Origin of the sequence: Streptomyces sp. NPDC018026 (genome assembly GCF_044327745.1) — a bacterium.
Classification (GTDB): Bacteria; Actinomycetota; Actinomycetes; order Streptomycetales; family Streptomycetaceae; genus Streptomyces; species Streptomyces rubrogriseus.
Genome location: NZ_JBIRFY010000001.1, coordinates 1,184,630 through 1,209,583 on the forward strand (window position 1 = coordinate 1,184,630; position 24,954 = coordinate 1,209,583).

At 71.9% G+C, this 24,954-nt stretch carries 21 protein-coding genes, 1 tRNA gene and 4 pseudogenes; 8 read left to right on the plus strand and 18 right to left on the minus strand.

What is annotated here, in order from left to right:
- Positions 1 to 23: 23 nt before the first annotated feature.
- The 5 genes and pseudogenes from ACH4D3_RS04880 to ACH4D3_RS04900 all read right to left on the minus strand — a co-directional run bounded on the left by ACH4D3_RS04880 (position 24) and on the right by ACH4D3_RS04900 (position 3,172).
- Positions 24 to 881, minus strand: a complete 858-nt coding sequence (locus ACH4D3_RS04880; RefSeq protein ID WP_398316339.1) for a hypothetical protein — start codon at positions 879 to 881, stop codon at positions 24 to 26.
- A 137-nt stretch (positions 882 to 1,018) separates the two neighbouring features.
- Positions 1,019 to 1,669, minus strand: coding sequence for an endonuclease (locus ACH4D3_RS04885; RefSeq protein WP_398316341.1), 651 nt, complete (start codon positions 1,667 to 1,669; stop codon positions 1,019 to 1,021).
- Between the two features lie 2 nt (positions 1,670 to 1,671).
- A pseudogene (locus ACH4D3_RS04890) lies at positions 1,672 to 2,005 on the minus strand (DUF3140 domain-containing protein).
- Positions 1,951 to 2,271 carry a WhiB family transcriptional regulator gene (locus tag ACH4D3_RS04895; protein ID WP_398316343.1) on the minus strand — a complete coding sequence of 107 codons (321 nt, stop codon included), beginning with the start codon at positions 2,269 to 2,271 and terminating at the stop codon, positions 1,951 to 1,953. Before ACH4D3_RS04895 ends, ACH4D3_RS04890 begins: the two are co-directional and overlap by 55 nt.
- Positions 2,272 to 2,362: 91 nt before the next feature.
- Complete coding sequence (locus ACH4D3_RS04900) at positions 2,363 to 3,172, minus strand: lysophospholipase (protein WP_398316345.1); 810 nt, start codon at positions 3,170 to 3,172, stop codon at positions 2,363 to 2,365.
- 178 nt (positions 3,173 to 3,350) lie between these two features.
- Here ACH4D3_RS04900 and ACH4D3_RS04905 point away from each other — a divergent pair, with 178 nt between their 5' ends.
- From ACH4D3_RS04905 to ACH4D3_RS04915, 3 genes are all read left to right on the plus strand, one after another.
- The gene (locus ACH4D3_RS04905; RefSeq protein ID WP_398316347.1) at positions 3,351 to 4,538 is read left to right on the plus strand and encodes a thiolase family protein; all 1,188 of its coding nucleotides are present in this window, start codon (positions 3,351 to 3,353) and stop codon (positions 4,536 to 4,538) included.
- 66 nt (positions 4,539 to 4,604) lie between these two features.
- Positions 4,605 to 6,152: a long-chain fatty acid--CoA ligase gene (locus ACH4D3_RS04910; RefSeq protein WP_398316349.1), complete on the plus strand. Its 1,548-nt coding sequence runs from the start codon at positions 4,605 to 4,607 to the stop codon at positions 6,150 to 6,152.
- A gap of 62 nt (positions 6,153 to 6,214) precedes the next feature.
- Positions 6,215 to 6,988 (plus strand): sulfite exporter TauE/SafE family protein, encoded by a 774-nt coding sequence (locus tag ACH4D3_RS04915; RefSeq protein WP_398316351.1) that lies wholly within the window; start codon positions 6,215 to 6,217, stop codon positions 6,986 to 6,988.
- Here the strand turns inward: ACH4D3_RS04915 and ACH4D3_RS04920 are convergent.
- The 3 genes from ACH4D3_RS04920 to ACH4D3_RS04930 all read right to left on the minus strand — a co-directional run bounded on the left by ACH4D3_RS04920 (position 6,915) and on the right by ACH4D3_RS04930 (position 10,518).
- A complete protein-coding gene (locus ACH4D3_RS04920) occupies positions 6,915 to 9,035 on the minus strand; it encodes an MDR family MFS transporter (RefSeq protein ID WP_398316353.1) in 2,121 nt (706 codons plus the stop codon). The two genes, ACH4D3_RS04915 and ACH4D3_RS04920, sit on opposite strands and share 74 nt — an antisense overlap.
- A gap of 84 nt (positions 9,036 to 9,119) precedes the next feature.
- Positions 9,120 to 9,893: a precorrin-6A synthase (deacetylating) gene (gene cobF / locus ACH4D3_RS04925; protein ID WP_398316355.1), complete on the minus strand. Its 774-nt coding sequence runs from the start codon at positions 9,891 to 9,893 to the stop codon at positions 9,120 to 9,122.
- 85 nt (positions 9,894 to 9,978) lie between these two features.
- Positions 9,979 to 10,518 carry a DUF309 domain-containing protein gene (locus tag ACH4D3_RS04930; protein WP_398316357.1) on the minus strand — a complete coding sequence of 180 codons (540 nt, stop codon included), beginning with the start codon at positions 10,516 to 10,518 and terminating at the stop codon, positions 9,979 to 9,981.
- A 99-nt stretch (positions 10,519 to 10,617) separates the two neighbouring features.
- On the opposite strand from ACH4D3_RS04930, the gene ACH4D3_RS04935 reads away from it, so the two are divergent.
- Positions 10,618 to 10,691, plus strand: a tRNA-Pro gene (locus ACH4D3_RS04935).
- A 98-nt stretch (positions 10,692 to 10,789) separates the two neighbouring features.
- Here ACH4D3_RS04935 and ACH4D3_RS04940 read toward each other — a convergent pair.
- From ACH4D3_RS04940 to ACH4D3_RS04950, 3 genes and pseudogenes are all read right to left on the minus strand, one after another.
- Positions 10,790 to 11,154, minus strand: a pseudogene (locus tag ACH4D3_RS04940) (tyrosine-type recombinase/integrase); the annotation flags it as partial.
- A 379-nt stretch (positions 11,155 to 11,533) separates the two neighbouring features.
- A complete protein-coding gene (locus ACH4D3_RS04945; protein WP_398316359.1) occupies positions 11,534 to 12,472 on the minus strand; it encodes an alpha/beta hydrolase in 939 nt (312 codons plus the stop codon).
- Between the two features lie 50 nt (positions 12,473 to 12,522).
- Positions 12,523 to 13,365 carry an SDR family oxidoreductase gene (locus ACH4D3_RS04950; protein ID WP_398316361.1) on the minus strand — a complete coding sequence of 281 codons (843 nt, stop codon included), beginning with the start codon at positions 13,363 to 13,365 and terminating at the stop codon, positions 12,523 to 12,525.
- Between the two features lie 72 nt (positions 13,366 to 13,437).
- Between ACH4D3_RS04950 and ACH4D3_RS04955 the strand changes: the two genes are divergently transcribed.
- Positions 13,438 to 14,364 (plus strand): AraC family transcriptional regulator, encoded by a 927-nt coding sequence (locus ACH4D3_RS04955; protein WP_398316363.1) that lies wholly within the window; start codon positions 13,438 to 13,440, stop codon positions 14,362 to 14,364.
- A gap of 114 nt (positions 14,365 to 14,478) precedes the next feature.
- On the opposite strand, the pseudogene ACH4D3_RS04960 reads toward ACH4D3_RS04955, so the two are convergent.
- Both ACH4D3_RS04960 and ACH4D3_RS04965 read right to left on the minus strand, forming a co-directional pair.
- Positions 14,479 to 15,002 (minus strand): annotated as a pseudogene (locus ACH4D3_RS04960) (transposase); the annotation flags it as partial.
- A 567-nt stretch (positions 15,003 to 15,569) separates the two neighbouring features.
- Positions 15,570 to 15,991, minus strand: a pseudogene (locus tag ACH4D3_RS04965) (ankyrin repeat domain-containing protein).
- A gap of 97 nt (positions 15,992 to 16,088) precedes the next feature.
- On the opposite strand from ACH4D3_RS04965, the gene ACH4D3_RS04970 reads away from it, so the two are divergent.
- Positions 16,089 to 17,075 (plus strand): aldo/keto reductase, encoded by a 987-nt coding sequence (locus ACH4D3_RS04970; RefSeq protein WP_398316365.1) that lies wholly within the window; start codon positions 16,089 to 16,091, stop codon positions 17,073 to 17,075.
- A 6-nt stretch (positions 17,076 to 17,081) separates the two neighbouring features.
- Here the strand turns inward: ACH4D3_RS04970 and ACH4D3_RS04975 are convergent, their stop codons facing one another.
- Genes ACH4D3_RS04975 through iolC form a run of 5 tightly spaced genes read right to left on the minus strand, consistent with a single transcriptional unit; the run spans position 17,082 to position 22,596 of the window.
- Positions 17,082 to 17,867, minus strand: coding sequence for a GntR family transcriptional regulator (locus ACH4D3_RS04975; protein ID WP_398316367.1), 786 nt, complete (start codon positions 17,865 to 17,867; stop codon positions 17,082 to 17,084).
- A 50-nt stretch (positions 17,868 to 17,917) separates the two neighbouring features.
- The gene (iolD, locus tag ACH4D3_RS04980; RefSeq protein ID WP_398316369.1) at positions 17,918 to 19,792 is read right to left on the minus strand and encodes a 3D-(3,5/4)-trihydroxycyclohexane-1,2-dione acylhydrolase (decyclizing); all 1,875 of its coding nucleotides are present in this window, start codon (positions 19,790 to 19,792) and stop codon (positions 17,918 to 17,920) included.
- A complete protein-coding gene (iolB, locus tag ACH4D3_RS04985) occupies positions 19,789 to 20,685 on the minus strand; it encodes a 5-deoxy-glucuronate isomerase (protein WP_398316371.1) in 897 nt (298 codons plus the stop codon). The genes iolD and iolB overlap by 4 nt, the downstream gene beginning before the upstream one ends.
- A 38-nt stretch (positions 20,686 to 20,723) precedes the next feature.
- Entirely contained in the window at positions 20,724 to 21,620 is an 897-nt protein-coding gene (locus tag ACH4D3_RS04990; protein ID WP_398316373.1) for a deoxyribose-phosphate aldolase, read from the minus strand.
- Positions 21,621 to 21,633: 13 nt separating this feature from the next.
- Positions 21,634 to 22,596 (minus strand): 5-dehydro-2-deoxygluconokinase, encoded by a 963-nt coding sequence (gene iolC / locus ACH4D3_RS04995; protein ID WP_398316375.1) that lies wholly within the window; start codon positions 22,594 to 22,596, stop codon positions 21,634 to 21,636.
- 253 nt (positions 22,597 to 22,849) lie between these two features.
- Between iolC and ACH4D3_RS05000 the strand changes: the two genes are divergently transcribed.
- Together ACH4D3_RS05000 and ACH4D3_RS05005 are read left to right on the plus strand one after the other, a co-directional pair.
- Positions 22,850 to 23,872 carry a sugar ABC transporter substrate-binding protein gene (locus ACH4D3_RS05000; protein ID WP_398316377.1) on the plus strand — a complete coding sequence of 341 codons (1,023 nt, stop codon included), beginning with the start codon at positions 22,850 to 22,852 and terminating at the stop codon, positions 23,870 to 23,872.
- Entirely contained in the window at positions 23,872 to 24,948 is a 1,077-nt protein-coding gene (locus tag ACH4D3_RS05005; protein ID WP_398316379.1) for an ABC transporter permease, read from the plus strand. The genes ACH4D3_RS05000 and ACH4D3_RS05005 overlap by 1 nt, the downstream gene beginning before the upstream one ends.
- Positions 24,949 to 24,954: the final 6 nt, after the last annotated feature.

Sequence of the window (24,954 nt, forward strand, 5' to 3'; positions counted from 1 at the left end):
GACGCGGTGAAGGCCGGCCGGGGTCAGTCCATGGTGGTCGGCTGCGGGGAGGGAGTCCCGCCGTCCAGGACGGTCCGCAGCCGATCGGTGCCCTGCCGCACCGCCTGTTCGACCGAGTCGGTCTGCCCGCCGTCGAGGCCGCCGCCCATGACGGTGACGGCGGAGGTGTCGACGCGCACCGTGGCGACGTCCAGGGTGAGCGTGGCGGGCCCGCCGTCGGCGTCCCCCTGGACACTCACCCGCAGCCCCGCACGGGCGTCGCCCACGTCGGGCACCGACGCCTCGGTCACCTGCACCGTGCGCTTGCCACCCCCGGAGCCGGTGGCGGTGAACTCGTCACAGGTGTCCGGCAGGGTCCGCAGCCACTTCATCCGGGCGTCCAGACCCGCGCGGTCGTACCCGGCGACCTGCTCCAGCAGGCGGGAGTCGCCCTGCTCGAAGCCGGTGAGGGCCGACGGTCCCGACGGGTCGCCCAGCAGGCCGTCGTCGTAGAGGGCGTCCAGCAGCGCCTGGCAGTCCGTCGCGTTGGACTTCGCGGTGAGGAAGTCGGCCACGTCGACCTCGCCGACGAGCAGCCGGTCGCGCCACTTGTCCGCGTCCTGGACCTGGTTCCAGTCGCCCTCCAGGTCGGCCTCGGTGAGCAGGGCGGCCTTGGCATCGGCCTCGGTGAGAGCGGCGGGGGAGGCGCTGGGAGAGGCGCTTCGGGAGCCGGTCGGGGTCTGCTTCGCGGCGTCGGGCCGGGCGACCCCGGCCTGTTCGGCCGTGGTGTCCGAGGAGCTCTGCGACCCCTCGCCGTCCGAACAGGCCGCGGTGGTCAGCAGCGCGCCCGCCGCCAGGGCGGAGGCCAGGAGACGGACGGGTGGGTAGGGACGACGGCTCATCGCGGGATGCCTCCTGGGACGGGAAACGGTGTCCTCAGCGCATCACCGGGGCCGGGGGCGCACCAGCGCACGGGCCTGTTCGGGTGACCGGCGCCGCCGGGCGTCCGGAGCGGGCCGGACCGCCGGGTCCGGCGCACTCAGCCGACGCGGTCGAGGGTGTCCTCGACCACCTCCTTGTCCACCGCCGCCCGCACCAGGGCGGCCGCCAGGACGGCGGGTTCCGTCTTCCCGGCCAGGCCGAGGAGCCGGTCCTGGTCCCCGGGCAGGTCGAGCCGCTCCGCGCCCCGCAGGGCCTTGCGGTCCAGCCGGGGACCCGCCTGTGGCCAGACCAGCTGGGCCTCGCGCAGGAAGATGTCCGCACCGGTCGGCCCCATTCCGGGGAACTCCTGGAGCAGCCGCCGCAGCTCGGAGACGTCGCCGCCCGCCTCGTCGCGGAGCCGGCGCAGGTCGCCGCCCCAGCGCTCGGTCAGCAGTTCGGCGGCCTCGCCGAGCTGGGTGGCGGTGCGCTCGTCGTAGCGCCGGTAGCCGCCCCGCCCGAGCGCGTCCACCCGCTCCTGCCAGGTGGCCCCGGCCATGCGGCGCGGGTCGCGCAGTCCCGCCTCGCTCAGGGCGCGGGCGGCGGCGACCGCGATGGAGGCGCTGATCCGGGCGCTGAGCAGGTGCGCGAGGACCAGCAGCCGGTACAGCGGCTGCGGGGTGTCCTTCAGCCGGATGCCCGCCTCTTCGGCGTACGTCTGCCCGTGCGCGTCGACGAGTTCGCGCACGGTCCGCCGTTGGTCGCGGCCCACGGCTACGGCTTCAGCGGGTCGTGACCGACCGTCATGAGCCGGTGCCGCAGGCGGGTGTCGTCGGACGCGGGCTCGTTGTCCAGGTCGGTCTGCGAGGTCACGGTGTCCACGACCTGGCGCATGGCGCGCAGGTCGTCCCCGGTCAGGTCGGTGCGCCGCTTCTGCAGGATCGCGAGGACGTGCTGTCCCAGCGGTGGACCGGCGTCGTCCGGCAGCGGCTCGGTCAGCTCGCCGGCGTCGGCGCACCCGGAGCCAGTCCGCGAGTTCCGCGGAGGTCATGTTCACCACGCGGTGGAAGTCCTCCCACAGCGCGTCGAGTTCGAGGGCGTCGGCCATGAGGTGTCCCTCATTTCGTCGTGCGTACGCGCGTACTGCGTGCTCAGCCGGAGCAGCGCGACGCGCTCGGCCTCGTCGGTGCCGCCCCAGACACCCGACGTCTGCCCCGATTCCAGGGCGAAGGCCAGGCACTCGGGGGTCACCGGGCATCTGGCGCAGACGCGCTTGGCGGCCGCCGTGTCCCGCAGGGCGGGTCCGGCGGTGCCCACCGGGAAGAACAGGTCGGGGTCCTCATCCACGCAGGCGGCGCGGCGCAACCACTCCATGCGGGCGCGGGTGCCCAGCGGGAGCGGAGGACAAACGCCCGCCGGCACACGGCATCCGGCCCCGGCGCCTGGCCCCGGCGACCCCGCCGCCTCAGCGGGCGAGCACGCCGTCCAGGAAGCGCGTGACGTCCGCGAAGACCTCCGCCCGGTTCGTCTCGTTGAAGACCTCGTGCCGGGCGCCCGGGTAGATCCGTTCGGTCAGGTCGCCGCCGCTCAGCGGCTCCACGCCGACCCGGCTGCCGGGCAGCGGCACCAGCCGGTCGTCGTCCCCGTGCACCCACAGCAGCGGCAGCCGGCCGACGTCGCCGCCCTTGGCCACGGTCTCCAGCGTCCGCACGAACGCCTCCAGCGTCGGCCGCTTCATCGGCCCGTGCCAGACCAGCGGGTCGGCCGCGTACGCCGCGCCCACCGCCGGGTCGCGGGAGAGCGAGGCCGGGCTGATCGGGGTGTCGGGGATCTCCTCCAGGGCGAGCAGCCGGCGCGGCAGCTCCCAGTCGCCGATGACGGGCCCCGACAGCACCAGCGCCGTCAGCTCGCCCGGGTGGCGCTGCGCGTAGCGGGAGGCGATCAGGCCGCCCATGGAGTGGCCGACCATGACGACCGGCAGGCCGGGGTGGGCGGCGCGGGCGAGGTCCGCGACGGCGTGCACGTCGGTGACCACGTCCTCGAAGTCCGTGACGACCACCCGCTCGCCGTCCGAGCGCCCGTGCCCGGTGTGGTCCGGCGCGTAGACGGCCGCGCCGTGGCCGGTCAGGACGTCGGCCACCTCCTCGTAGCGCCCGGTGTGCTCGCCGTATCCGTGGACCAGCAGCGCCACGTAGCGGGGACGCACGACGGGCCACTCGCGGACGGCGATCCGCCCCCGCGTTCCGGTCAGCGTGTGCTCGCGGGCCTCGGCCATGGCTCCTCCGGCTGCGTCGGTGACGGTCGTCCGGAGGATCTTCCCAGGACACCGTCCGGCGGTCTATAGTCCAAAACTAGCAGTGCTAATTAAGGGTAGTGCTCATCAAGGTTCGTGATGGTCGACGCGGCGGCGGTGCGCCGCCCCGTGACCGCGCGACGACGGTCAGGAGTCCCTCGTGCGTCCCGTCCACTTCGCGGCCGCCCGCCGCACCCCGATCGGCAAGCTGCGCGGCGCGCTGTCCACCGTACGGCCGGACGACCTCGCCGCCGCCGTGATCCGCGGCCTGGTCGCCGACCTGCCCGCGCTGGACCCGGCCCGGATCGAGGACGTGTACTGGGGCGCCGCCAACCAGGCGGGCGAGGACAACCGCAACGTCGCCCGCATGGCCGCCCTGCTCGCGGGCCTGCCCGAGACCGTGCCCGGCGCCACCGTCAACCGGCTCTGCGCCTCGGGCCTCGAAGCCGTCACCACCGCCGCCCGCACCATCGCCGCCGGCGAGGCCGACATCGTCCTCGCGGGCGGCTCCGAGTCCATGAGCCGCGCCCCCTTCGTGCTGCCCCGCCCCGACGAGGCGCTGCCGCACCGCATCGAGACCGCCGACACCCGGCTCGGCTGGCGCCTGGTCAACCCGGCGATGAAGGACCTGCACGGCCTGCTCGCCATGGGGGAGACCGCCGAGGAGGTCGCCGAGCGGTACGGCGTCCCGCGCGAGCGTCAGGACGCGTTCGCCCTGCGCAGTCACCGCCTGGCCGCCGAAGCCCGGAAGAACGGTCACTTCGACGACGAGATCCTCCCCGTCGAGCGCCCCGACGGCGTGGTCGTCGACACCGACGAGTGCGTCCGCGAGGACACCTCCCTGGAGAAGCTGGGCCGTCTCAAGCCCGTCTTCCGTCCCGGTGGCACGGTCACCGCGGGCAACGCCTCCCCGATGAACGACGGTGCCGCGGGCCTCCTCCTGGTCAGCGAGGAGGCGCTGAACGACCTCGGCCTGGAGTCGCTGGGCCGGTATGTCGCGGGCGGCTCGGCCGGCGTCCACCCCGACGTCATGGGCATCGGCCCGGTCCCCGCCACCCGCAAGGTGCTGGCCCGGGCGGGCTGGAGCGTCGGCGACCTCGCGGAGACCGAGTTCAACGAGGCGTTCGCCGCCCAGGCCCTCGCCTGCGTCGACCAACTCGGCATCGACCCCGACCTGGTCAACCCCACCGGCGGGGCCATCGCGCTCGGCCACCCGCTCGGCTGCTCGGGCGCCCGCATCCTCACCACCCTGCTCCACCGCATGCGCCGCACGGGCGCCGGCCGCGGACTGGCCACGATGTGCGTGGGCGTGGGGCAGGGCAGCGCGGTCCTCGTCGAACGTCACTGACCCGCCCCAGCCGTAGAGCCGCCACCCGCTCTGCGGAGCCGCAGCAAGGAAACGGAGCAACACCCCATGGCAACCCTCTCCGTCGCCGCCGTCCTCGCCGAGAACGCCCGGCGCCGTCCCGACAAGGAGGCGCTGGTCGAGGGCGACCTGCGGCTGACCTTCGCCGAGGTGTGGCGCCGCGCCCTCGCCCGGGCCGGTGCGCTCGTCGGCCTGGACGTCCGGCCGGGGGACCGGGTGGCGCTGATGGCACCGAACACCGCCGACTTCCCCGTCGCGTACTACGCCGTCGCCGCGGCCGGCGCCGTGGTGGTGCCGGTGCACCTGCTGCTGTCCCCGGCCGAGGTCGAGCACGTCCTGCGCGACAGCGGTGCCACCCTGCTGCTGTGCCATCCGGCCCAGGCGGAGACCGGAGCGGCCGCCGCGCGGGAGGCGGGCGTGCGGACGGTCACGCTCGGTGAGGAGTTCGACCGGCTCGCCGCCGACGCCGAGCCCCTGCCCTCCTACGTCACCCGGGACGCCGACGACCCGGCCGTCGTCTTCTACACCAGCGGCACGACCGGAGTGCCCAAGGGCGCCGTGCTCAGCCACTTCAACCTGGTGATGAACGCGACGGTCAACGCCTTCGACGCCAACGACATCCGGCCCGACGACGTGGCGCTCGGCGCGCTGCCCCTCTTCCACGCCTTCGGCCAGACCGTCTCCCTCAACTCCACCTGGCGCGCGGGCGCGACCCTCGTCCTGCTGCCCCGCTTCGACGCGGCGCGCGCGATCGAGCTGATGGTGAAGGAGGGCGTCAACACCTTCCACGGGGTGCCGACCATGTTCGTCGCCCTCGCCGCCGCGGCGGCCGGGGCCGCGGCCCTGCCGGAGCTGCGGGTGTGCATCTCCGGCGGCGCCTCGCTGCCGGTCGCCGTCCTCGAACGGTTCGAGGAGGCCTTCGGGGCGAAGATCTACGAGGGCTACGGGCTGTCGGAGACCTCCCCGGCGGCGGCCGTGAACCAGCCGGTGTTCGGCGCCCGGCCCGGCACCATCGGCCACCCGCTGTGGGGCGTCGACGTGGAGATCGCCCGCGCCGAGGTCGAGAACGCCGTGGAACTGCTGCCGCCCGGGGAACTGGGCGAGGTCGTCGTCCGCGGCCACAACGTCTTCTCCGGCTACCTCGGCCGCCCCGAGGCCACCGCTCAGGCGCTCGTCGACGGCTGGTTCCGCACCGGCGACCTGGGCACCAAGGACGAGGACGGGTTCCTGAGGATCGTCGACCGGAAGAAGGACGTCATCATCCGCGGCGGCTACAACGTCTATCCGCGGGAGGTCGAGGAGGTGCTGATGCGCCACCCGGGCATCGCCCAGGTCGCGGTCATCGGGCTCCCGGACGAACTCCACGGCGAGGAGGTCTGCGCCGTGGTCGTGCGTGCCCCCGGCACGACGCCCGAGGGGGCGCCGGACGCCGCCGGGGTCACCGAGTGGTCCAAGCAGCACCTCGGGCGGCACAAGTACCCGCGCCGGGTGGAGTTCGCGGACGAGCTGCCGCTCGGGCCGAGCATGAAGGTGCTGAAGCGGGAGCTGAGGGCGACGTACACCGACCGCGAAGGACCACGCCGAGGATCACGCTAAGGATCAATGGGCGAGACGGTGCTTACGGCGACGGTGGGGTGCGCATAGCATCGGTCCCCGCAATGGACACCATGACGCTCTGGCACCTCACCGGCTGGGAATTCGCCGCCCTCGCCTTCGCGGCCCTGCTCGTCGGCTTCTCCAAGACCGCGGTGAGCGGGGCCAACACCGTCAGCCTCGCGATCTTCGCGGCGGTGCTGCCGGCCCGCGCCTCCACCGGCATCCTGCTGCCGATCCTGATCGCCGGGGACGTCCTGGCCGTCCTCACCTACCGGCGCCACGCGCACTGGCCCACCCTGTGGCGGCTGTTCCCGGCGGTCGGCGTGGGCGTGGCCGTCGGCACCCTGTTCCTGGTGTGGGCCGACGACGCGGTCGTGCGCACGTCGATCGGCGTGATCCTGCTGTTCATGGCCGGAGTGACGGTGTGGCGCCGGCGCCGGGCCGACGCCGCCGAGCAGCCGGACGAGGTCACCTCGCGCACCGGCCGCGTGAAGGCCCGTTCGTACGGCGTGCTGGGCGGGTTCACCACCATGGTCGCCAACGCGGGCGGCCCGGTGATGTCGATGTACCTGCTCTCCGCCGGCTTCCGCAAACTCGGCTTCCTGGGCACGTCGGCGTTCTTCTTCCTGATCGTCAACGTCTCCAAGCTGCCCTTCAGCGCGGGCCTCGGCCTGATCGACGGGCACTCGCTGCTGCTCGACGCCGCGCTGGTGGTGTTCGTGGTGCCCGGCGCGTTCCTCGGCAAGTGGGCCGTGAACCGGATCAACCAACGCCTGTTCGAGCGTCTGGTGATCGCGGCGACGATCGTGGGCGGTCTTCAGCTCCTGCTCGCCTGACGCGCTGCGGCAGCCCGCTGCTGAGGTCCTCCACCAGCAGGCGCTTGGCGATGGCGTCGAGGGCGGCGCGCAGCTCCGTGTCCGTGGGGCGCCCGATGTCCTGCTCCACCCGGTCCTCCAGCCAGGTCGCCCAGGCCCGGCCGATCACCAGCGCCTCGCGGGCGCCCGCGTCGGTGTGCGAGAGCAGCGAGCCGTGCCGGGTGAGGAACCCCTCCTCCACCATCCGGTCGAAGACCGGCAGCAGCACCTCCGGCGGCAGCCGGCGGCTCGCCGCGATCAGGCCGAGGCTGGCGTGCCCCACCAGCCGCGTGAACAGGTCCGCCTGCATCACCGCCCAGGCCCCGGCGACGTCCAGCCGGGTGTCGCTGTCCGCGATGATCCGGCGCGCGGTGTCCAGCTCCGTACCGCCGATGATCTTCCCGACGGAGGCCTCCAGCGTCCGCCTGCTGCTGGCGTCGTGCGGCGAGGCGAAACCCTCTCCCATGTCGGTGGAGCCCGCGCGGGCGCTGTCGCGCAACTGGACCTGCTTGAGGAAGAGCGCGACCAGGAAGCCCAGGGCCGCGACCGGCACGGTCCACAGGAACACGGTCTGGATGGTGTCCGCGTACGCGCCGACGATCGGTGCCGACGCCGGGGGCGGCAGCCGGTGCACGCCCTCCGGACTGGTCGAGGCCCCGGCGATCACCGAGGGGTCGGCGGCCCCGGTGCGGGCCGCCGCCGCGACGCCGTCGCGCAGGTTGGGGCCGAGCGCGTTGGCGTAGATCGTGCCGAACACGGCGGTGCCGAAGGAACTGCCCAGCGTACGGAAGAAGGTGACGCCGGAGGTCGCGGTGCCCAGGTCGGCGTACTCGACCGTGTTCTGCACGGCGATGGTCAGCACCTGCATGGACAGGCCGATCCCCGTGCCGAGGACGAACATGTACAGCGATTCGAGCCCCGCGCCCGTGGACGCGCCCATCAGCGACATCAGGTACAGGCCGACGCCCATCACCAGCGTGCCCGCGATGGGGAACAGCCGGTAGCGCCCCGTCTTGCTGACCACGTTGCCGCTGAACACCGAGGCGATCAGCAGCCCCGCCACCATCGGCAGCGTCCGCACCCCGGAGACGGTGGCCGAATCGCCGTCGACGTACTGCAGGTACGTGGGCAGATACGTCAGCGCGCCCAGCATGGCGAAGCCCACGATGAAGCTGAGGATCGAGCAGACGGTGAACACCGGGTTGGAGAACAGCCGCATCGGCAGCATCGGTTCGGCCGCCCGGGTCTCCACCCAGCAGAACAGTCCCAGCGCGATCAGCCCGCCCGCGAACAGGCCGATGATCACGGCCGAGCCCCAGGCGTACTCGTTGCCGCCCCAACTCGTCGCCAGGATCAGCGCGCTCGCCCCGACCGCGACCAGCGCGATGCCCAGGTAGTCGATGACGGGCCGGGCCGCCGACTTCACCACCGGGATGGTGCGGGCGGCGGCGATCACCACGACGACCGCGATGGGCACGTTGACGTAGAAGGCCCAGCGCCAGGACAGGTGGTCGGTGAACAGCCCGCCGAGCAGCGGACCGATGACCGTCGCGACCCCGAACACCGCGCCGATCGCGCCCTGGTACTTGCCCCGCTCCCGCAGCGGGATGACGTCCGCGATCAGCGCCATCGCCGTCACCATCAGGCCGCCCGCGCCGACGCCCTGCACCGCCCGCCAGACGATCAGCAGCGGCATGTTCGTCGCCAGCCCGCACAGGAACGAGCCGGTGATGAACACGACCGCGGACACCTGGAAGACCACCTTGCGGCCGAACAGGTCGCCGAACTTGCCGACCAGCACCGTCGCCACGGTCTCCGCGAGCAGGTACGAGGTCACCACCCACGACATGTGCTCGGCGCCGCCCAGGTCCGACACGATGGTGGGCAGCGCGGTGCCCACGATCGTCTGGTCCAGGGCCGCGAGCAGCATGCCGAGCATGATCGTGACGAAGACGACGTTGCGGCGCCGCCGGTCCAGCACGGGCGGCTGGGAGGCGACGGCCCGGGGCGATTCCTCGGCGACTGTCACACGGTCACGATCACACCGGTGCACGGGCCACGCATGCGGGAGCAGTCCGCCCGGGTGCCGTCCGCCGGTGGTCCGGGGCTCGTCCTACCGGTCCCGCGGGTTGCGCCGCAGCAGATAGGTGTCCATGATCCAGCCCTTGCGCTCCCGGGCCTCGGCGCGCATCCGCTCGATGCGGGGCGCGGCCTCGGCGATCGGGCCGGAGTCGAGTATCTCGTCCGGGGTGCCCAGGTAGGCGCCCCAGTAGATGTCGATGTCCTGGTCCGCGTACCGCCGGAAGGCCTGGTGCGCGTCCAGCATCACGACGACGTCGTCCGCGTCCTCGGGGAAGCCCTCGGCGAGCCGCCGCCCCGTGGTGATCTGCACCGGGCGCGCCACCCGGTTCAGCCCGGTCCGGTGCCGGGCGACCAGCGAGGAGACGCTGCTGATGCCGGGCACGACGTCGTACTCGAACGCCACCGCGCCGCGCTCCAGGATCTCCTGAAGGATGCCCAGCGTGCTGTCGTACAGCGCGGGGTCGCCCCAGACCAGGAACGCGCCGGTCTCCTCCTCGCCCAGCTCCTCGGCGATCAGCCGCTCGTAGATGCCGGCCCGGGCGCTGCGCCAGTCCCCGACGGCGGGGGAGTACGCCGCGCCGCCCGCGCTCCGGTCCCGCTCGGGGTCGCGCGCCTCGACGACCCGGTAGGTCCCCTCCGGTACGTGCGCCTCCAGCATGTCCCGGCGCAGCCGCACCAGGTCGGACTTCGCCTCGCCCTTGTCCAGGACGAAGAACACGTCCGTGCCGCGCAGTGCCCTGACGGCCTGGAGCGTCAGCTGCTCGGGGTCGCCCGCGCCGATACCGATCACATGAATTGTCCGCACGCCACGAGTCTGCCGTACGCCACCGACCGCACTCCGGCCGGGCCGCCCCGGCGGTGCCCCGGACCGGCGGCGACCCGGACCGGGTTCAGCCGCGCAGCCGGGGCGCCCGCGCCGCCGCGTCCACGGACGCGCCGCCCTCCACGTCGCCCGCCAGCTCCCGGGCCCACCCGGCGACCGCGCCGAGATCCATCCCGTACGGCCGCTCCCGCCCGGCCCCCGACGCCGCCCACTCGGTGACGGCGCCCGCACCGCGCCGCAGCAGCCTGGGCCCGCCGGTGACGTTGCCGCGCGCCGCGTGCGTGAGCCCGACGGCCAGCTGGGCCATCCCCCGCCACAGGCCCCGCTCCTCCTCGGGCCCCGACTTCCAGGCGTCCTCGAACACCTCGTGCGCGTGGAACGGCTTCCCCTCGTCCAGCAGCCGCTGCGCCTCGGCCACCGTCGCGTCCGGGGCCCGTACGACCCCCTCGGGCTGGCGGGGCACGCCGTCCGCCCCGTACGGCAGCGGGCGTCCGAGCCCGTCCCGCGGCCGGGCGTTGCGCGCCCGGCCCTCGTCGTCGCGGTCCCGTCCGTCCGCCGGACGGTCGGAGGCGGTGCTGTCCACGGGGCTGTCGGCAGGGCTGTCCATGGCACCGATTGTCCCTCGCCCGTGCCCGCTTAGGCGTGGCCCGGAGTGTGGGGTAAAGTGCTGTCGCGTGATCACGCGGTGCACCGCGTGTGAGCACACCGGGACGTGGCGCAGCTTGGTAGCGCACTTGACTGGGGGTCAAGGGGTCGCAGGTTCAAATCCTGTCGTCCCGACTCATATGAGTCGCAGGTCGGGGCCGGTTTCGGAGGTATCCGAAACCGGCCCTTGACCATTCTTGGGGACCAGTTGGGGACCGGCGTCCTCGACCGCGTCAGCGAGTCATGACGACCGGGCCCGGCAGCGAGCGTGGTGCGCGGAGCACGCTGAGGTGGGCGGAGAATGCTGCGCCAGCGGCTGTGACTTCGTGTACGTCCGGGTGCAGGTAGCGCTGGGTGGTGGTCGGGGACCCGTGGCCGGCGATCCTGCGCAGGACGGGTACTCGGACTCCGGCGTCGGCGAAGCAGGTCAGTCCGGTGTGCCGGAGGTCGTCTCGGCGCAGGTGTTCGTAGCCGAGCTTGGTGACCACGTCGTCCCAGTGTGTGGCATCGCGCAGGACGGCGTGGAGATGCGTCCGTCGCGCGGTCCGGTGAACAGGCGGGCGCCGGGATCGGGGCAGGCGGACAGGATGCGCTCGGTCGGCTGACTCCCGTCGAATTCGAGACCGCCATGCCCACGCCGACCCTCCAGGCCGCGTGACCGAACCTGTCACCCGAACCTGCATCAGGCCCACGAGCGTGAGACCCGCTGGCGGCAGCCGCGGAGGAACCCTGTGGCCAGCCCGTTGCCCTCCCGAAAGGGAGAAGCGGCCGTCAACTCACGTACCACCCGCTCAGAGGAGCGAGAGCCTCCGCGTGACGCGATTGTGGCGGCGCGGTGTACAGCACGAGGTGCTGGTCGCGCTTGGTGAGCGCCAGGGAGTCGCCGACTGCTGATTGACCGATCAGTGAGGGGAGCGCGGAGTCGGGTCTTCCCTCGCTGGGAACATGAGGCATGCCGACCTGGCCGAGGCCGGGAGCTACCCGGCCGTGGCCGGGGCCACTTCGGGCATCAGATGTGTGGCGAACCAGCGGGTGCTGGCCTCCATCGACTCCTCGAATCCGCTGCCGGGCATGTAGAGGCTGTGGTGTTCCGCGTCGATGACGGTGAGCTGCTTGGGCCCGATCACCGCGTCGTAGAACTCCTGTACCAGCTCGGCCGGGATCAGGCGGTCGCGGGAACCGGTGATCATCAGTAGTGGGGTTGTGCCGATCCGTCCGGCGTACGGACGTACGTCGAACTCGATCGCGTGCTCGAGCGAGCGGGTCGTGAACGAGTTCAGCCAGGCCTTCGGCAGCCCGACTGGTCCGCTGATCATGTAGTCGTAGCCTTCCTGGGTGTCGACGAGCGCGAACCCACCGTCCGTTGCGTCGGGGTGGCGTACGACGGGAGACAGCGACGGCCTTCCTCCTGCGAGCAGGGTCCGGCGCTCGGCGTTGAACACCTCCCGGAAGGCAGCCAGACCCTCTGAACCCAGGATGTGACGGGCGATCTCCCTACCCGCGATCCAGGGAGCCTGCGAGACGACGGCTCTGACGCGGGTGTCGATTGCGGCGACGGCCAGCACGTGGCCACCGCTGAAACTCGTCCCCCACAGCGCCACGCGGTCGGCATCGAAGGCGCTGCAGGACTGCGCGAACGTGATGGCCATCTGCATGTCCCGGCACTGGGTGATCGGGTCGAACTCCTGGCGCGGCTGACCATCGCTGGGCCCGAAGCCGCGGTGGTCGTACAGGATCACCCCGAAACCGTGGTCGGCAAGCCACTGGGCCGCCGGGGCCAGCCGATCGGCGGAGTCGGCCATCCCGTGGGTCATGATCACCACGGGCACCGGGCCGCTCGTCCGGTCAGGTACATAGGAGGTGCCTCGCAGCGTGAGGGCGCCCTCGTACGAAGGGAACTCGATCTCTGTGTTCATGGTTCTTCTCCTGATGAATCAGGGGGTGAAAGGGCGGGCGACCGGTGACCTCACTGAGCGCCGACGCGGGCCAGGGCCCAGTCGTTGTAGTCCTTCTCGGACGTCTCGCGCCGCATCCGGGCGGAGATCTCGACGTCCTCGCCGACCAGGTACCGAAGCTGCGTGCTGTCGTCGCCGGCCGCAGCGACGACGACTTCGGCCACCGTCTGAGGGGTCGCGAGCCGGTAGGGCCACTCCTGCTCGAACGCGCCCATCACCTGCTGCACGAGCGCTTCGTAGCCGGCGGCGACGGGGACAGCCTGAGAGCTCTCGGCGGTGCGGGCCAGGAAGTTGGTTCCCCGCACCAGCCCGGGCTCGACGAGCTTGACCGAGACTCCGCGCGCGGCTGCCTCGTAGCGCAGGGATTCGGTGAAGCCTTCGACGGCGAACTTGGTGGCGCTGTACACCGACAGCAGCGGCTCGGGGACGATCGCGGCTCCGGAGCTGATCGTGATCAGGCTCCCGCTGTCCCGGGCCGCGAGGATCGGCAGGGCGGCCTGCGTCACCTGCATCATCCCGAAGACGTTGGTCTCGAACAGCGCCCGGACAGTGGCCATCGGGGTGGACTCGAAGACGGAGAACAGCCCGGCGCCGGCGTTGTTGACGACGCAGTCGAGCCGGCCGAAGCGGACCAGTGCGTCCCCAAGGGCGGCCTGGATCGACTCCGGGTCGGTGATGTCCAGCGCGCAGGACAGCAGGTGCTCGGTGTCCGGGCCGAGGTGGCCCTCCGGCGCCGGGCGGCGGGCCGTCGCGACGACGTTCCAACCTCGGTCCAGGAAGAGCGCGGCCGTGGCCTTGCCGAACCCTGACGAGCTGCCGGTGATCAGGACGGTCTTGCGGGTCTGTGTGCTCATGTATCGAGTCTCGACGCCATCGGTCCGGACTGTCTATTATTGAATATCTTCAATTAGTTAGCGAGAGTCCGAATGGCCGATCCTCTGACCGATGTGATCGGTCTGCTGCACCCGCGCGTCGTCCTCTGGAAACAGATCGAGGGTTCCGGGCGGTGGGCGCTGCGGTTCGCAGCTAATCCCGACGTCAACTTCGGTGTGGTCACCGTCGGCCACTGCTGGCTGCAGTGCGAGGGAGCCCCGGTCCGGCTCGCGAAGGGAGACTTCCTGCTTCTGTCGGGCCCACCCGCCTTCACCTTCAGCAGTGACATCGGCGAGGACACCGGTGAGGACGTCGTCGACGGGGAACGAGCGCTGGCCGGCGCCCAGGACAACCATCTGAGACTGGGCAGCGAAGGAAGGACGGCAGTGCAGTTGCTCGCCGGGCACTTCGCGATCAAGCCGGAAAACGCCGATCTCCTGCTGGACCTGCTGCCGACCGTGGTCCACCTGCGGGCGGACACTGACGGCGCCGGGCGGATCGCGCGCCTGCTCGAGCTGATCGGCGACGAGGCCAGCGCCGCGGACCGGCCCGGTGCGTCGCTGGTGCTGACCCGGCTCGTCGAGGTGATGCTGGTGGAGGCGTTGCGCAGCGCTCCAGCGACGCTGGAGAAGCCCCCGGCCAACCTGCTGGCCGGCTTGGGCGACCCCCCGGTGGCGGCTGCCCTGCGCGCGATCCACGCGAACGCCGCCCGGCCCTGGACGGTGGCGACCCTGGCGGCCGAGGCACGGGTCTCACGATCGGTCCTGGCCCAGCGGTTCGTCCGGCGCGTGGGCCTGACGCCGATCGAGTACCTGCTGTCCTGGCGGATGGCCATGGCCAAACGCGCTCTGCGACAGGGGGATCAGTCGATCGCCGAGATCGCCCGAGAGATCGGCTACGGCTCGACCACCGCCTTCAGCACCGCGTTCTCCCGCGTTACCGGATCGGCTCCCGGCCGGTACGCCCGTCAGGACCGGTGAGCTGACAGACTGCTGACGGGCGGCCTCGGTACTCGAGCGGTGGCTGAACGAGCGGACTCCCTGGCCCGACGTCGACGCAACCCGGCAGTCTTCCTCAACCGCTCCGGCAGCTGGCTGAGCTTCCAGGGCCTTCTGTGCGGTGTCGGTGTCGGCTGTGACCTTGTCCAGCAGCGCGATGCCGGCGGCGTTGTCGTGCACGGACGCGGCAGCTACGACTACCGCGATCACCAGCCCCAACACGTCAACGGCCAGGCCGCCCTTGCGGCCCGGTACTTCTTTTGCCGCGTCACGCCCCGTCGACCCCGCGGGCACCCCGGCCGCCGCGTGCACGCTCTGGGTGTCGAGCACTACCAGGCTCGGGTCCGCTTTCCGCCGCGCCTTCTCCTGCACCTGCCAGCGCAGCAGGTCGTGGATAGTCTGGTCGGTGCCGTCGTCGCGCCACGTGGTGAAGTAGTACGTCACCGCGGCGGCAGGTCGTGCGGAAGTAGGTCCCACTGGCAGCGGGTGCGGCCCTGGTAGAGGAGCGCGTTGACGATCTCCCGCATCTCGTACCGGCCCTGGTGGCCGCTGACAGAGGGGTGTGCGGCTTTCCAGGCGGCGATCGCCGGCTCGATCAGCGCCCGCTGCACGTCGGACAAGTCGGTCTTGTAGGACTTGCGCTCGCAGCTGTTGGCTCCTGTGGAGTCGGCTCCCGTAAGGGTTCCTCCGTGGGAGCCGGAGCGGATGGAGATGGATGTCATATGGAGCCCGAGTACGGCGAGGCGCTTGCCTGCTGGGGCGGTAACGATCAGCTGGGCCGGCAGGTCCCGGGGCGTCCCAACTGATGGGGTTCAGCAGCGCTGCTGAACCCAAGGGCTGTGCGTCTCTGCCGCTATCGCGGTCTGATCCATCGACGCGCAGGAGTTGCGGACGCCATGCAACTGAGGAGGACGGCGACGGCCTGTTCCTAGGCCCCTGGATCCGTCGGCCACTCCACGGCACCCATGCCTGCCGCCCTTCGAGGCCACGAACCGATCTGGCTGATCTCTCACGGTAACGCTGGCCACTGACAGCGCCCTCGGAGCTGGCTGTGGGACTGCGCCCCGTAGCCCGCACTCCTGGGGGTCAAGGGGTCGCAGGTTCACATCCTGTCGTCCCGACGGTGTGCAGGGCCTTCACGGACGCGAGTCCGTGACGGCCCTTCTTCGTGCCGCCCCTCCCGGTGGTCAGTCCCGCGGCCGCGCCCCCGCGGCGACGAGCAGGTCCGCCGTCTCCTGGTGCGGCCCGTTCGACGCCCAGTCCAGCGGCGCCCAGCCCGTGCCGTGGTCCTCGCGCAGGTTCGGTCGGCCCCGTACTCGAGGAGCGCGCGGACGGCCTCAGTGTGTCCCCAGCAGGCCGCCCCGCACAGCGGCGTGCCCTCCGAGCCGATCCCGCTCTCCGTGTCCGGTCGGGCACTGGCCGCGAGCAGCACGCGGACGATGTCGGCGTCCCCGTTCACGGACGCCAGGTACAGCGGGGTGCTCCCCGCCGCGTCCGCCGTCTCGGCGGGCGCTCCGGCCCGCAGCGCGGCCCGCACCCGCGCCGGCTCACCGACGAGCGCGGCGTCGACGAGACGCCGGGACAGTTTCTTGTGCTTTCGCCTGTTCACGCGAGCCGAGACTACTGAGTGCTTGACTTGAAGCGCACTTCAAAATGAAGACTCCCTCCCGTGCCCGGACGACCGGGTGCTCATCGGGAGGAACACCATGAAATACCGGACCATGGGCGCCGACCCGGCGCACCGCCGCGAGGTGAGCGTGCTCGCCCTCGGCGCGATGCTGTTCGGCTCGCTGACCGACGAGAAGACCTCGTTCGCCGTCCTCGACCGCTATGTGGAGGCCGGCGGAAACTTCATCGACACGTCCGACAACTACGCCTTCTGGACCGACGGCGGCCAGGGCGGCCAGAGCGAGGAACTCCTCGGCCGCTGGCGGCGCAGCCGCGGCATCGGCGACGAGGTCGTGATCGCCACCAAGCTAGGGGCGCGCCCGCTGGCGCCCGGCACCGGCTACACCGACAACCCGGAGGGCCTGTCCGCCCAGGTGATCCGGGAGGCGGCCGACCGCAGCAGGCGACGGCTGGGAGTGGACAAACTCGACCTGCTGTACGCCCACATCGACGACTTCACCGTGGAGCAGCGCGAGACCGTCGAGGCCTTCGGCGCACTGGTCGCGGAGGGCACCGTCGGACTGCTCGGCGTCAGCAACCAGGCGATGTGGCGCGTCGAGCGGGCGCGGGCCCTGGCCGCCGCGGCCGGACTGCCCGGCTACGAGGTGCTGCAGTACCAGCACAGCCACCTGCGGCCCCGCTTCGACGTGCCGAGCGAGTTCTCCCCGTACGGCAGCCTCGGCCACGCCGGCGCCGAACTCCTCGGCTACCTGCGGGCGGAGCCGGAGCTGACCCTGGTCGCCTACTCGCCGCTGCTGGCCGGTTCCTACGTCCGCGAGGACAAGCCGCTGCCCCCGGACTACGACCACCCGGGCACCCCGGCCCGGCTCGCCGTGCTCCGCGAGGTCGCCCGGGAGACCGGGGCCACGGTCAACCAGGTCGTCCTCGCCTGGCAGATCGGCGCGGAACTGCCGATCGTGCCGCTGGCCGGGGCCTCGTCGGTCGCCCAGCTGGAGGAGAACCTGGCCGCCGTGGAGCTGGAGCTGACGGCGGACCAGCGGGCCCGCCTGGACACGGTCCACTGAGCCCGGTCAGTTCCTGACCAGCAGTTGGAAGTCGAACGCGTACCGGGACGCGCGGTAGACGTGTGTGCCGTACTCGACCGCCCGGCCGGTGTCGTCGTACGCCGTGCGCTGCATGGTGAGCAGCGCGGCGCCCTCCTGCTCGCCGAGGAGCCCGGCCTCCTCGCGGGAAGCGATGCGGGCGCCGACGGTCTGGCGGGCGCTGTGCAGGGTGATGCCGCGGGCGCGCATCATGCGGTACAGGCCGGTCGACTCCAGCCGGGCGTCGTCGAGGTCCAGCAGACCCGCCGGAAGGTGGTTGCACAGCATCGCCACCGGCTGGCCGTGGGTGAGGCGCAGCCGCTCCAGGACGGTCACCTCGGTGCCCTCCGCGACGCCGAGGGCCGCGGCGACCTCGGCGGTGGCCGGAACGCCCTCGTTGCGCACCACCCGGGTTCCGGGGCCCTGTCCGGCCGCCTCCAGGTCGTCGTAGAGACTGCTCAGTTCCAGCGGGCGTTTGACCTGGCTGTGCACCACCTGGGTGCCGACCCCGCGCCGCCGGACCAGCAGTCCCTTGTCGACCAGCGACTGGATGGCCTGCCGGACGGTCGGCCGGGACAGACCGAGGCGGACGGAGAGGTCGACCTCGTTGCCCAGCAGGTTCCCCGGTGCCAGGACGCCGTGCTCGATCGCCGCCTCCAACTGCCGGGCCAGCTGGTAGTAGAGCGGCACCGGACTGCTCCGGTCCAGGGCGAAGTCCAGGGTTCCGGTCGCGGGGGCGGTCGCGGCACGTGCGGGGTCGCCGGTCTTCGCCATGGACGTACCTCCCTTGCGTAGGGGACGGGCTGTCGGGGGAGCCGGGGGCGTCAGAGGTGGCGGCGGCGGTCGGCGACGGCCCGCTCGTAGGCCGCACGCGCGCCCGTGGCCGCCTCGCGGGCGGACACCTCGGCCACCGGCACGTCCCACCAGGCCTCCGCCGGGAGAGTGACCGACGGGGGCGCCGTCTCGACGTACACACAGGTCGGCCGGGTCGCCGCACGGGCCGTCGCCAGTGCCTCGCGCAGCTCCCGCACCGTCTTGGCACGCAGGACGTCCATCCCGAGGCTGGCCGCGTTGGCGGCGAGGTCGACGGGGAGCGGGGCGCCGGTGAAGGAGCCGTCGGCGACGCGGTGGCGGTAGTCGGTGCCGAAGCGCTCGGCGCCGACCGACTCGGACAGGCCGCCGATGGACGCGTAGCCGTGGTTCTGGACCAGGACCAGCTTCACCGGCAGGTTCTCCTGCACCGCGGTGACGATCTCGGTCGGGTTCATCAGGTACGTGCCGTCGCCCACCAGCGCCCACACGGGGGTGCCGGGCGCGGCCTGCTGGACGCCGAGGGCGGCCGGGATCTCGTAGCCCATGCAGGAGTAGCCGTACTCCAGGTGGTACTGGCGCGGGGAGCGGGCCCGCCAGAGTTTGTGCAGATCGCCGGGGAGCGAGCCGGCCGCGTTGATCACCACGTCCTCGTCGCCGACGATGCCGTCCAGCGCGCCCAGCACCTGGGTCTGGGTGGGCACCGCGCCGTCGTCGTCGGCGCGGAACGCCGCCTCGACCGCCTCGTCCCAACGGGCCTTCCCGGTGCGGTACTCCGCCTCGTACGCCGCGTCCACCCGGTGCCCGGACAGCGCCGCCGTCAGCGCGGTGAGCGCCGACCGCGCGTCGCACACCAGGGTGCCGGCGGCGAGCTTGTGGGCGTCGAAGGCGGTGATGTTGAGGTTCAGGAAGCGGACGTCCGGGTGCTGGAAGAGGGTGCCGGAGGCGGTGGTGAAGTCCGTGTAGCGGGTGCCGACGCCGATCACCAGGTCCGCGCTGCGGGCGAGGGAGTCGCTCACCGCGGTGCCGGTGTGGCCGATGCCGCCGAGGTCCGCCGGGTGGTCGTGGCGCAGCGCGCCCTTGCCGGCCTGGGTGGAGGCGACCGGGATGCCGGTGGCGTCCACGAGTGCCTTCAGGGCCTGTTCCGCCTCGCTGTGGTGCACACCGCCGCCCGCGACGATCAGCGGGCGGGCGGCGGACCGGACCGCCCGGACCGCCTCGGTCAGCTCCGCCGGGTCGGGGGCGGGGCGGCGTACCCGCCACACCCGGTCGGCGAAGAACTCCTCGGGCCAGTCGTACGCCTCCGCCTGCACGTCCTGGGGCAGTGCGAGGGTGACGGCGCCGGTCTCCGCCGGGTCGCTGAGCACGCGCATCGCCTGGAGCGCGGAGGCGACGAGGGCCTCGGGGCGGGTGATCCGGTCGAAGTACCGGGACACCGGCCGCAGGGCGTCGTTGACGGACACGTCGGCCTCGACCGGGTGCTCCAGCTGCTGGAGGAGCGGGTCGGCGGCGTGCGAGGCGAAGTAGTCGCCGGGCAGGAGCAGGACCGGCAGGCGGTTGACCGTGGCGAGCGCGGCCCCGGTGACCAGGTTGGTGGCGCCGGGGCCGATGGAGGTCGTCACCGCCTGCGCGGACAGGCGGCTCAGCTGCCGGGCGTGGCCGACGGCCGCGTGCACCATGGCCTGCTCGCTGCGGCCCTGGTGGTACGGCATCATCTCGCGGTACTCCACGAGTGCCTGGCCGAGACCCGCCACGTTGCCGTGGCCGAAGATGCCCCAGGTGCCCGTGATCAGGCGGCGCCGCACGCCGTCTCGTTCGGTGTACTGCGCGGCCAGGAAGCGCACCAGGGCCTGGGCGGTGGTCAGTCGGCGGGTGGCGGCGGCGCTCATGCGGACCTCTCCGGTGCGGTGTAGAGGGGGAGTCGGGGGTCGACCGGCCGGTCGGGCCAGGTGTCCCGGATCCAGGCGTGGTCGGGGTGGTCGCAGATCAGCCAGGCGCGGTCGGCCTCCGGCCCCGCCATGACGTTGAGGTAGTACATGTGGTGGCCGGGGACCGCCATCGACGGACCGTGCCAGCCGTCGGGGATCAGCACGACGTCCCCGTCGCGCACTTCGGCGAGGACGTCGGTCCCCTGACCCTGCCCGGACGGTGAGACGCGCTGGTAGCCGAGGCCGGGGATGCCGTCGTGGGCCGCGAACTCGAAGTAGTAGATCTCCTCCAGCACCGACTCCTCACCCGGGCGGTGCTCGTCGTGCTTGTGGGGCGGGAACGAGGACCAGTTGCCGCCCGGCGTGAGGACCTCGACGGCGATGAGCTTGTCGCACTCGAACGCCCCCGCCGCACCGAAGTTGTTGACCTGCCGGGAGCAGTTCCCGGTGCCGCGCAGCTCCACCGGCACGGAGGACGCCGGGCCGTAGCGGGCGGGCAGACGGCGGGTGCAGCGGGCGCCGGTCAGCGCGAACCGGCCGCCGCCTCTGGAGGTCAGGGTCGTGCGGGCGTCGCGCGGGACGTACGCGAAGTCCGTGACACCGCTGAACACGCTGTCACGGCCGTCGAGTTCGAAGCTCTCCCGGCCGAAGTCGTCGGCGGTCGCGACCGTGCAGCCGCCGCTTAGCGGCAGGACGATCCACTCGCTCTCGCCGCTGTCGAAGGTGTGGCTGCCGCCGGGCGGCAGGCTCACCACGCGCAGGCTGGAGTAGCCCCAGCCCGCGCTCTCCGGCGTCACGTCCACGGCGTACGGGCCGTCGGCCGCCGCCTTGCCCGCGGGAAGGTGATACGTCATCGTCCGCTCCTCCGCCTCTCCTCGGTCACAGCAGTCGGTCACAGCAGTCCGACGGCCGTGTCCACCGCCTCCTCCACACTGCCCCCGGCCGGGTAGAGCAGCGAGCGGCCGACCACCATGCCCTGCACGGTGGGCAGTCTCAGCGCCTTGCGCCAGCGTTCGTAGGCCGCGCTCTGGTCCGCCGGGGAGCCCCCTATGTCGCCGCCGAGCAGCACCGCGGGCAGTGTGGAGGTCTCCAGGACCTCGGCCATGTCGTCCGGGTCGCGGGTGACGGGCAGTTTCAGCCAGGTGTAGGCGGAGGTGCCGCCGAGACCGGAGGCGATGGCGATCGAGCGGGTCACGGCCTCGGCCGACAGGTCGTTGCGCACCCGCCCGTCGATCCGGCGGGACATGAACGGCTCGACGAACAACGGCAGTCGGCGCTCCGCCATGGCGTCGACCGCCCGGGCGCTCGCCTCCATCGTGGCCAGTGAGCCGGGGTCGTCGTAGTCGATGCGCAGCAGCAGCTTGCCCGCGTCGAAGCGCAGCCGGGCGATGTCCTCGGCGCGGTGGCCGGTGAAGCGGTCGTCCATCTCGAAGGCGGCGCCCGCGAGTCCGCCGCGGTTCATCGAGCCCATGACGACCTTGTTCTCCAGCACGCCGAGCAGCAGCAGGTCCTCCAGCACGTCGGCGGTGGCGAGCACCCCGTCGACGCCGGGCCGGGACAGCGCGGTGCACAGGCGTTCCAGCAGGTCGGCCCGGTTGGCCATGGCGAACCCCCGGTCGCCGACGCCGAGCGCGCCGCGCGCCGGGTGGTCGGCGGCCACGATCATCAGGCGGCCGGAGTCGCCGATCAGCGGGCGGCGTACCCGGCGGGCCGCGGCCTCGGCGATCGCCTCCGGGTGCCGGGCGCGGACCGCGGTGAGGTCCGGGATGCTGGAGATGCTGGGGGACAAGACGTTGCTCCGTTCAGGGAGTGGCTCGCGCGAGGAGGTCGTCGACCTCCGCCTCGGTGGGCATCGCGGAGGAACAGGCGAGACGGGAGGCGACGAGGGCGCCGGCCGCGTTGGCGTACCGCATGATCCGCTCCAGCTCCCAGCCGGAGAGCAGACCGTGGCACAGGGAGCCGCCGAACGCGTCGCCCGCGCCGAGGCCGTTGACCACCTCGACCGGGACCGGCGGCACCTCGGCCGACCGGCCGTCCCGGTGCACGGCGAGGACGCCCTTCGGGCCCTGCTTGACGACGGCCAGCTCCACACCGGCCGCCAGCAACGCCTCGGCACAGGCGCGGGGTTCACGCACGCCCGTGGCGATCTCGCACTCGTCCAGGTTGCCGACCGCGACGGTCGCGTGCGCGAGCGCCTCGGCGTAGTACGGGCGGGCCTGCTCGGGGTCGGCCCAGAACATGGGGCGCCAGTCCAGGTCGAAGACCGTGGTGCCGGACTTGGCGCGGTGGGCGAGGGCGGCCAGCGTCGCCGTGCGGCTCGGTTCCTCGCTCAGTCCGGTGCCGGTCATCCAGAAGATCGAGGCCGCGCGGATCGCGTCCAGGTCCAGCTCCTCCTGGTGGATCTCCAGGTCCGGCGCCTTGGGGCGGCGGTAGAAGTAGAGCGGGAAGTCGTCCGGCGGGAAGATCTCGCAGAACGTCACCGGGGTCGGGTAGGCCGCGACCGGGGTGACCCAACGGTCGTCGACGCCGAACTCCTTCAGCGCGCCGTGCAGATAGCCGCCGAAGGGGTCGTCGCCCGTGCGGGTGATGACGGCCGTGGCGCGGCCGAGCCGGGCGGCCGCGACCGCGACGTTGGAGGCCGAACCGCCGAGAAACTTGCCGAAGGTCTCAACCTCCGCCAGGGGTACGCCCGTCTGGAGAGGATAGAGATCGACCCCGATGCGGCCCATCGTGATCAGATCGAAACGCGGGACTGACTCGGCCATGTGCGACGCTCCTTTGGCTGGGCGGGGGCCTGCCGCCTCCCAAGGTGTATGACTCCTGGACGACGCTGTCAATACTTTGTACTTACATTCGGACCTGCGAGTGAAATGATGTCTTGACAAAGTATTGACAGTGGGCGTCCCAAGGACTTGTATCCGGTCCCAGCGCAGCAACAGCCATTCTTCTCGGGTCTGGCACTCGGGTCAGGCACACGGCTCTCCCGTCGCACAGTCGCACAGTGAGGTGCAGGAAAAGATGGACCGCTCTTCGCACGCCCGCTCCCGCAGATTCGCCCCTGCCGTGGCCCTCGCCGCCGCCGCGGCCCTGACCCTCGCCGGCTGCTCCAGCAGCTCGGGCGGGAAGAAGGCCGACGAGGAGAGCGACTCCGGCGCCTCCGCGGGCAAGGCGAACACCCCCCGCATGACGGTCGCCCTGGTCACCCACCAGGCCCCCGGCGACACCTTCTGGGACATCGTCCGCAAGGGCGCCCAGGCCGCCGCCGACAAGGACAACGTCAAGCTCGTCTACTCCGCCGACCCGAACGCGGGCAACCAGGCCAACCTGGTGCAGAACGCGATCGACCAGAAGGTCGACGGCATCGCCGTCACCCTCGCCAAGCCGGACGCCCTGCGCAGCGTCCTCGACAAGGCGGAGCAGGCCGGCATACCCGTGGTCGGGCTCAACTCCGGTCTGGCGGACTGGAAGAAGCTCGGCCTGATGGAGTTCTTCGGCCAGGACGAGAGCGTGGCCGGCGAGGCGCTCGGCAAGCGGCTCAACGAGGACGGGGCCAAGAAGGCCGTCTGCGTCATCCACGAGCAGGGCAACGTCGGCCTGACCCAGCGCTGCGACGGCGTGAAGAAGACCTTCGAGGGGTCCATCGAGAACCTCTACGTCAACGGCACCGACATGCCCTCGGTGAAGTCGACCGTCTCCGCCAAGCTCAAGCAGGACAGCGGCATCGACCACCTGATCACGCTCGGCGCCCCCTTCGCCATGACGGCCGTGCAGTCGGTGGACGAGTCCGGCAGCAAGGCCAAGGTCGCCACCTTCGACCTCAACAAGGAACTGACCGGGGCCATCGAGAAGGGCGACATCGAGTTCGCCGTCGACCAGCAGCCCTACCTCCAGGGCTACCTCGCGGTCGACGGACTGTGGCTCTACAAGAACAACGGCAACTACAGCGGCGGCGGTGAGCAGCCGGTGCTGACCGGCCCGGCCTTCGTCGACAAGACCAACGTCAAGGCCGTCGCCGAGTTCGCCTCGAAGGGCACCCGGTGATGAGCATGGCCCAACAGGCTGAGCCGGCGGTGACCACACCGCCGGCCCCCGGCCCGGGGCAGACCGACGGGCGCACCCGTGAGCGCTCCGTGGCGCTGCGGGTGCTCGCCCGGCCCGAGGTCGGGGTCTTCCTCGGCGCCGTCGCCGTGTTCGTCTTCTTCCTGATCGCCGCGCCCACCCTCCGCGACGGCGGCTCCATGGCGACGGTGCTGTACCAGTCGTCCACCATCGGCATCATGGCGCTGCCCGTCGCGCTGCTGATGATCGGCGGCGAGTTCGACCTGTCCGCCGGTGTCGCCGTGGTCACCTCCGCGCTCACCGCGGGCATGCTCAGCTACCAGCTGACCATGAACGTCTGGATGGGCGTCGTCGTCGCCCTGGTGGCCTCGCTCGCCGTCGGCGCCTTCAACGGCTGGGTGCTGGTGAAGACCGGCCTGCCGAGCTTCCTGGTCACGCTGGCCACCTTCTTGGTCCTCCAGGGCGTCAACCTCGCAGTGACCAAGCTCGTCACCGGCAACGTCGCCACCGACGACATCAGCGACATGGACGGCTTCGACCAGGCCAAGGCCCTGTTCGCCTCGTCCTTCGACGTCGGCGGTGTCGAGGTGAAGATCACGGTGGTGTGGTGGCTGGTCTTCGCGGCCCTGGCCACCTGGGTCCTGCTGCGCACCAAGTACGGCAACTGGATCTTCGCCGTCGGCGGCAGCCAGGAGTCCGCCCGCGCGGTCGGCGTGCCGGTCACCTTCACCAAGATCACGCTGTTCATGCTGGTCGGCTTCGGCGCCTGGTTCGTCGGCATGCACCAGTTGTTCTCCTTCAACACCGTGCAGTCGGGTGAGGGCGTCGGCCAGGAGCTGATCTACATCGCGGCGGCCGTCATCGGCGGCTGTCTGCTCACCGGCGGCTACGGCTCCGCGATCGGCCCCGTCTTCGGCGCCTTCATGTTCGGCATGGTGAACCAGGGCATCGTCTTCGCGGGCTGGAACCCCGACTGGTTCAAGGCCTTCCTCGGCGTGATGCTCCTCGGCGCCGTCCTCATCAACCTGTACGTCCGCCGCGCCGCGACCCGGAGGTGATCGGAA

What these genes read in the sequence shown, in the direction of transcription:
- ACH4D3_RS04880 (WP_398316339.1), bottom strand. Translation starts at nt 881, where the DNA reads ATGAGCCGTCGTCCCTACCCACCCGTCCGTCTCCTGGCCTCCGCCCTG.
- ACH4D3_RS04895 (WP_398316343.1), bottom strand. Translation starts at nt 2,271, where the DNA reads ATGGAGTGGTTGCGCCGCGCCGCCTGCGTGGATGAGGACCCCGACCTG.
- ACH4D3_RS04900 (WP_398316345.1), bottom strand. Translation starts at nt 3,172, where the DNA reads ATGGCCGAGGCCCGCGAGCACACGCTGACCGGAACGCGGGGGCGGATC.
- ACH4D3_RS04910 (WP_398316349.1), top strand. Translation starts at nt 4,605, where the DNA reads ATGGCAACCCTCTCCGTCGCCGCCGTCCTCGCCGAGAACGCCCGGCGC.
- ACH4D3_RS04915 (WP_398316351.1), top strand. Translation starts at nt 6,215, where the DNA reads ATGGACACCATGACGCTCTGGCACCTCACCGGCTGGGAATTCGCCGCC.
- ACH4D3_RS04930 (WP_398316357.1), bottom strand. Translation starts at nt 10,518, where the DNA reads ATGGACAGCCCTGCCGACAGCCCCGTGGACAGCACCGCCTCCGACCGT.
- ACH4D3_RS04945 (WP_398316359.1), bottom strand. Translation starts at nt 12,472, where the DNA reads ATGAACACAGAGATCGAGTTCCCTTCGTACGAGGGCGCCCTCACGCTG.
- ACH4D3_RS04950 (WP_398316361.1), bottom strand. Translation starts at nt 13,365, where the DNA reads ATGAGCACACAGACCCGCAAGACCGTCCTGATCACCGGCAGCTCGTCA.
- ACH4D3_RS04955 (WP_398316363.1), top strand. Translation starts at nt 13,438, where the DNA reads ATGGCCGATCCTCTGACCGATGTGATCGGTCTGCTGCACCCGCGCGTC.
- ACH4D3_RS04970 (WP_398316365.1), top strand. Translation starts at nt 16,089, where the DNA reads ATGAAATACCGGACCATGGGCGCCGACCCGGCGCACCGCCGCGAGGTG.
- ACH4D3_RS04975 (WP_398316367.1), bottom strand. Translation starts at nt 17,867, where the DNA reads ATGGCGAAGACCGGCGACCCCGCACGTGCCGCGACCGCCCCCGCGACC.
- iolD (WP_398316369.1), bottom strand. Translation starts at nt 19,792, where the DNA reads ATGAGCGCCGCCGCCACCCGCCGACTGACCACCGCCCAGGCCCTGGTG.
- iolB (WP_398316371.1), bottom strand. Translation starts at nt 20,685, where the DNA reads ATGACGTATCACCTTCCCGCGGGCAAGGCGGCGGCCGACGGCCCGTAC.
- iolC (WP_398316375.1), bottom strand. Translation starts at nt 22,596, where the DNA reads ATGGCCGAGTCAGTCCCGCGTTTCGATCTGATCACGATGGGCCGCATC.
- ACH4D3_RS05000 (WP_398316377.1), top strand. Translation starts at nt 22,850, where the DNA reads ATGGACCGCTCTTCGCACGCCCGCTCCCGCAGATTCGCCCCTGCCGTG.
- ACH4D3_RS05005 (WP_398316379.1), top strand. Translation starts at nt 23,872, where the DNA reads ATGAGCATGGCCCAACAGGCTGAGCCGGCGGTGACCACACCGCCGGCC.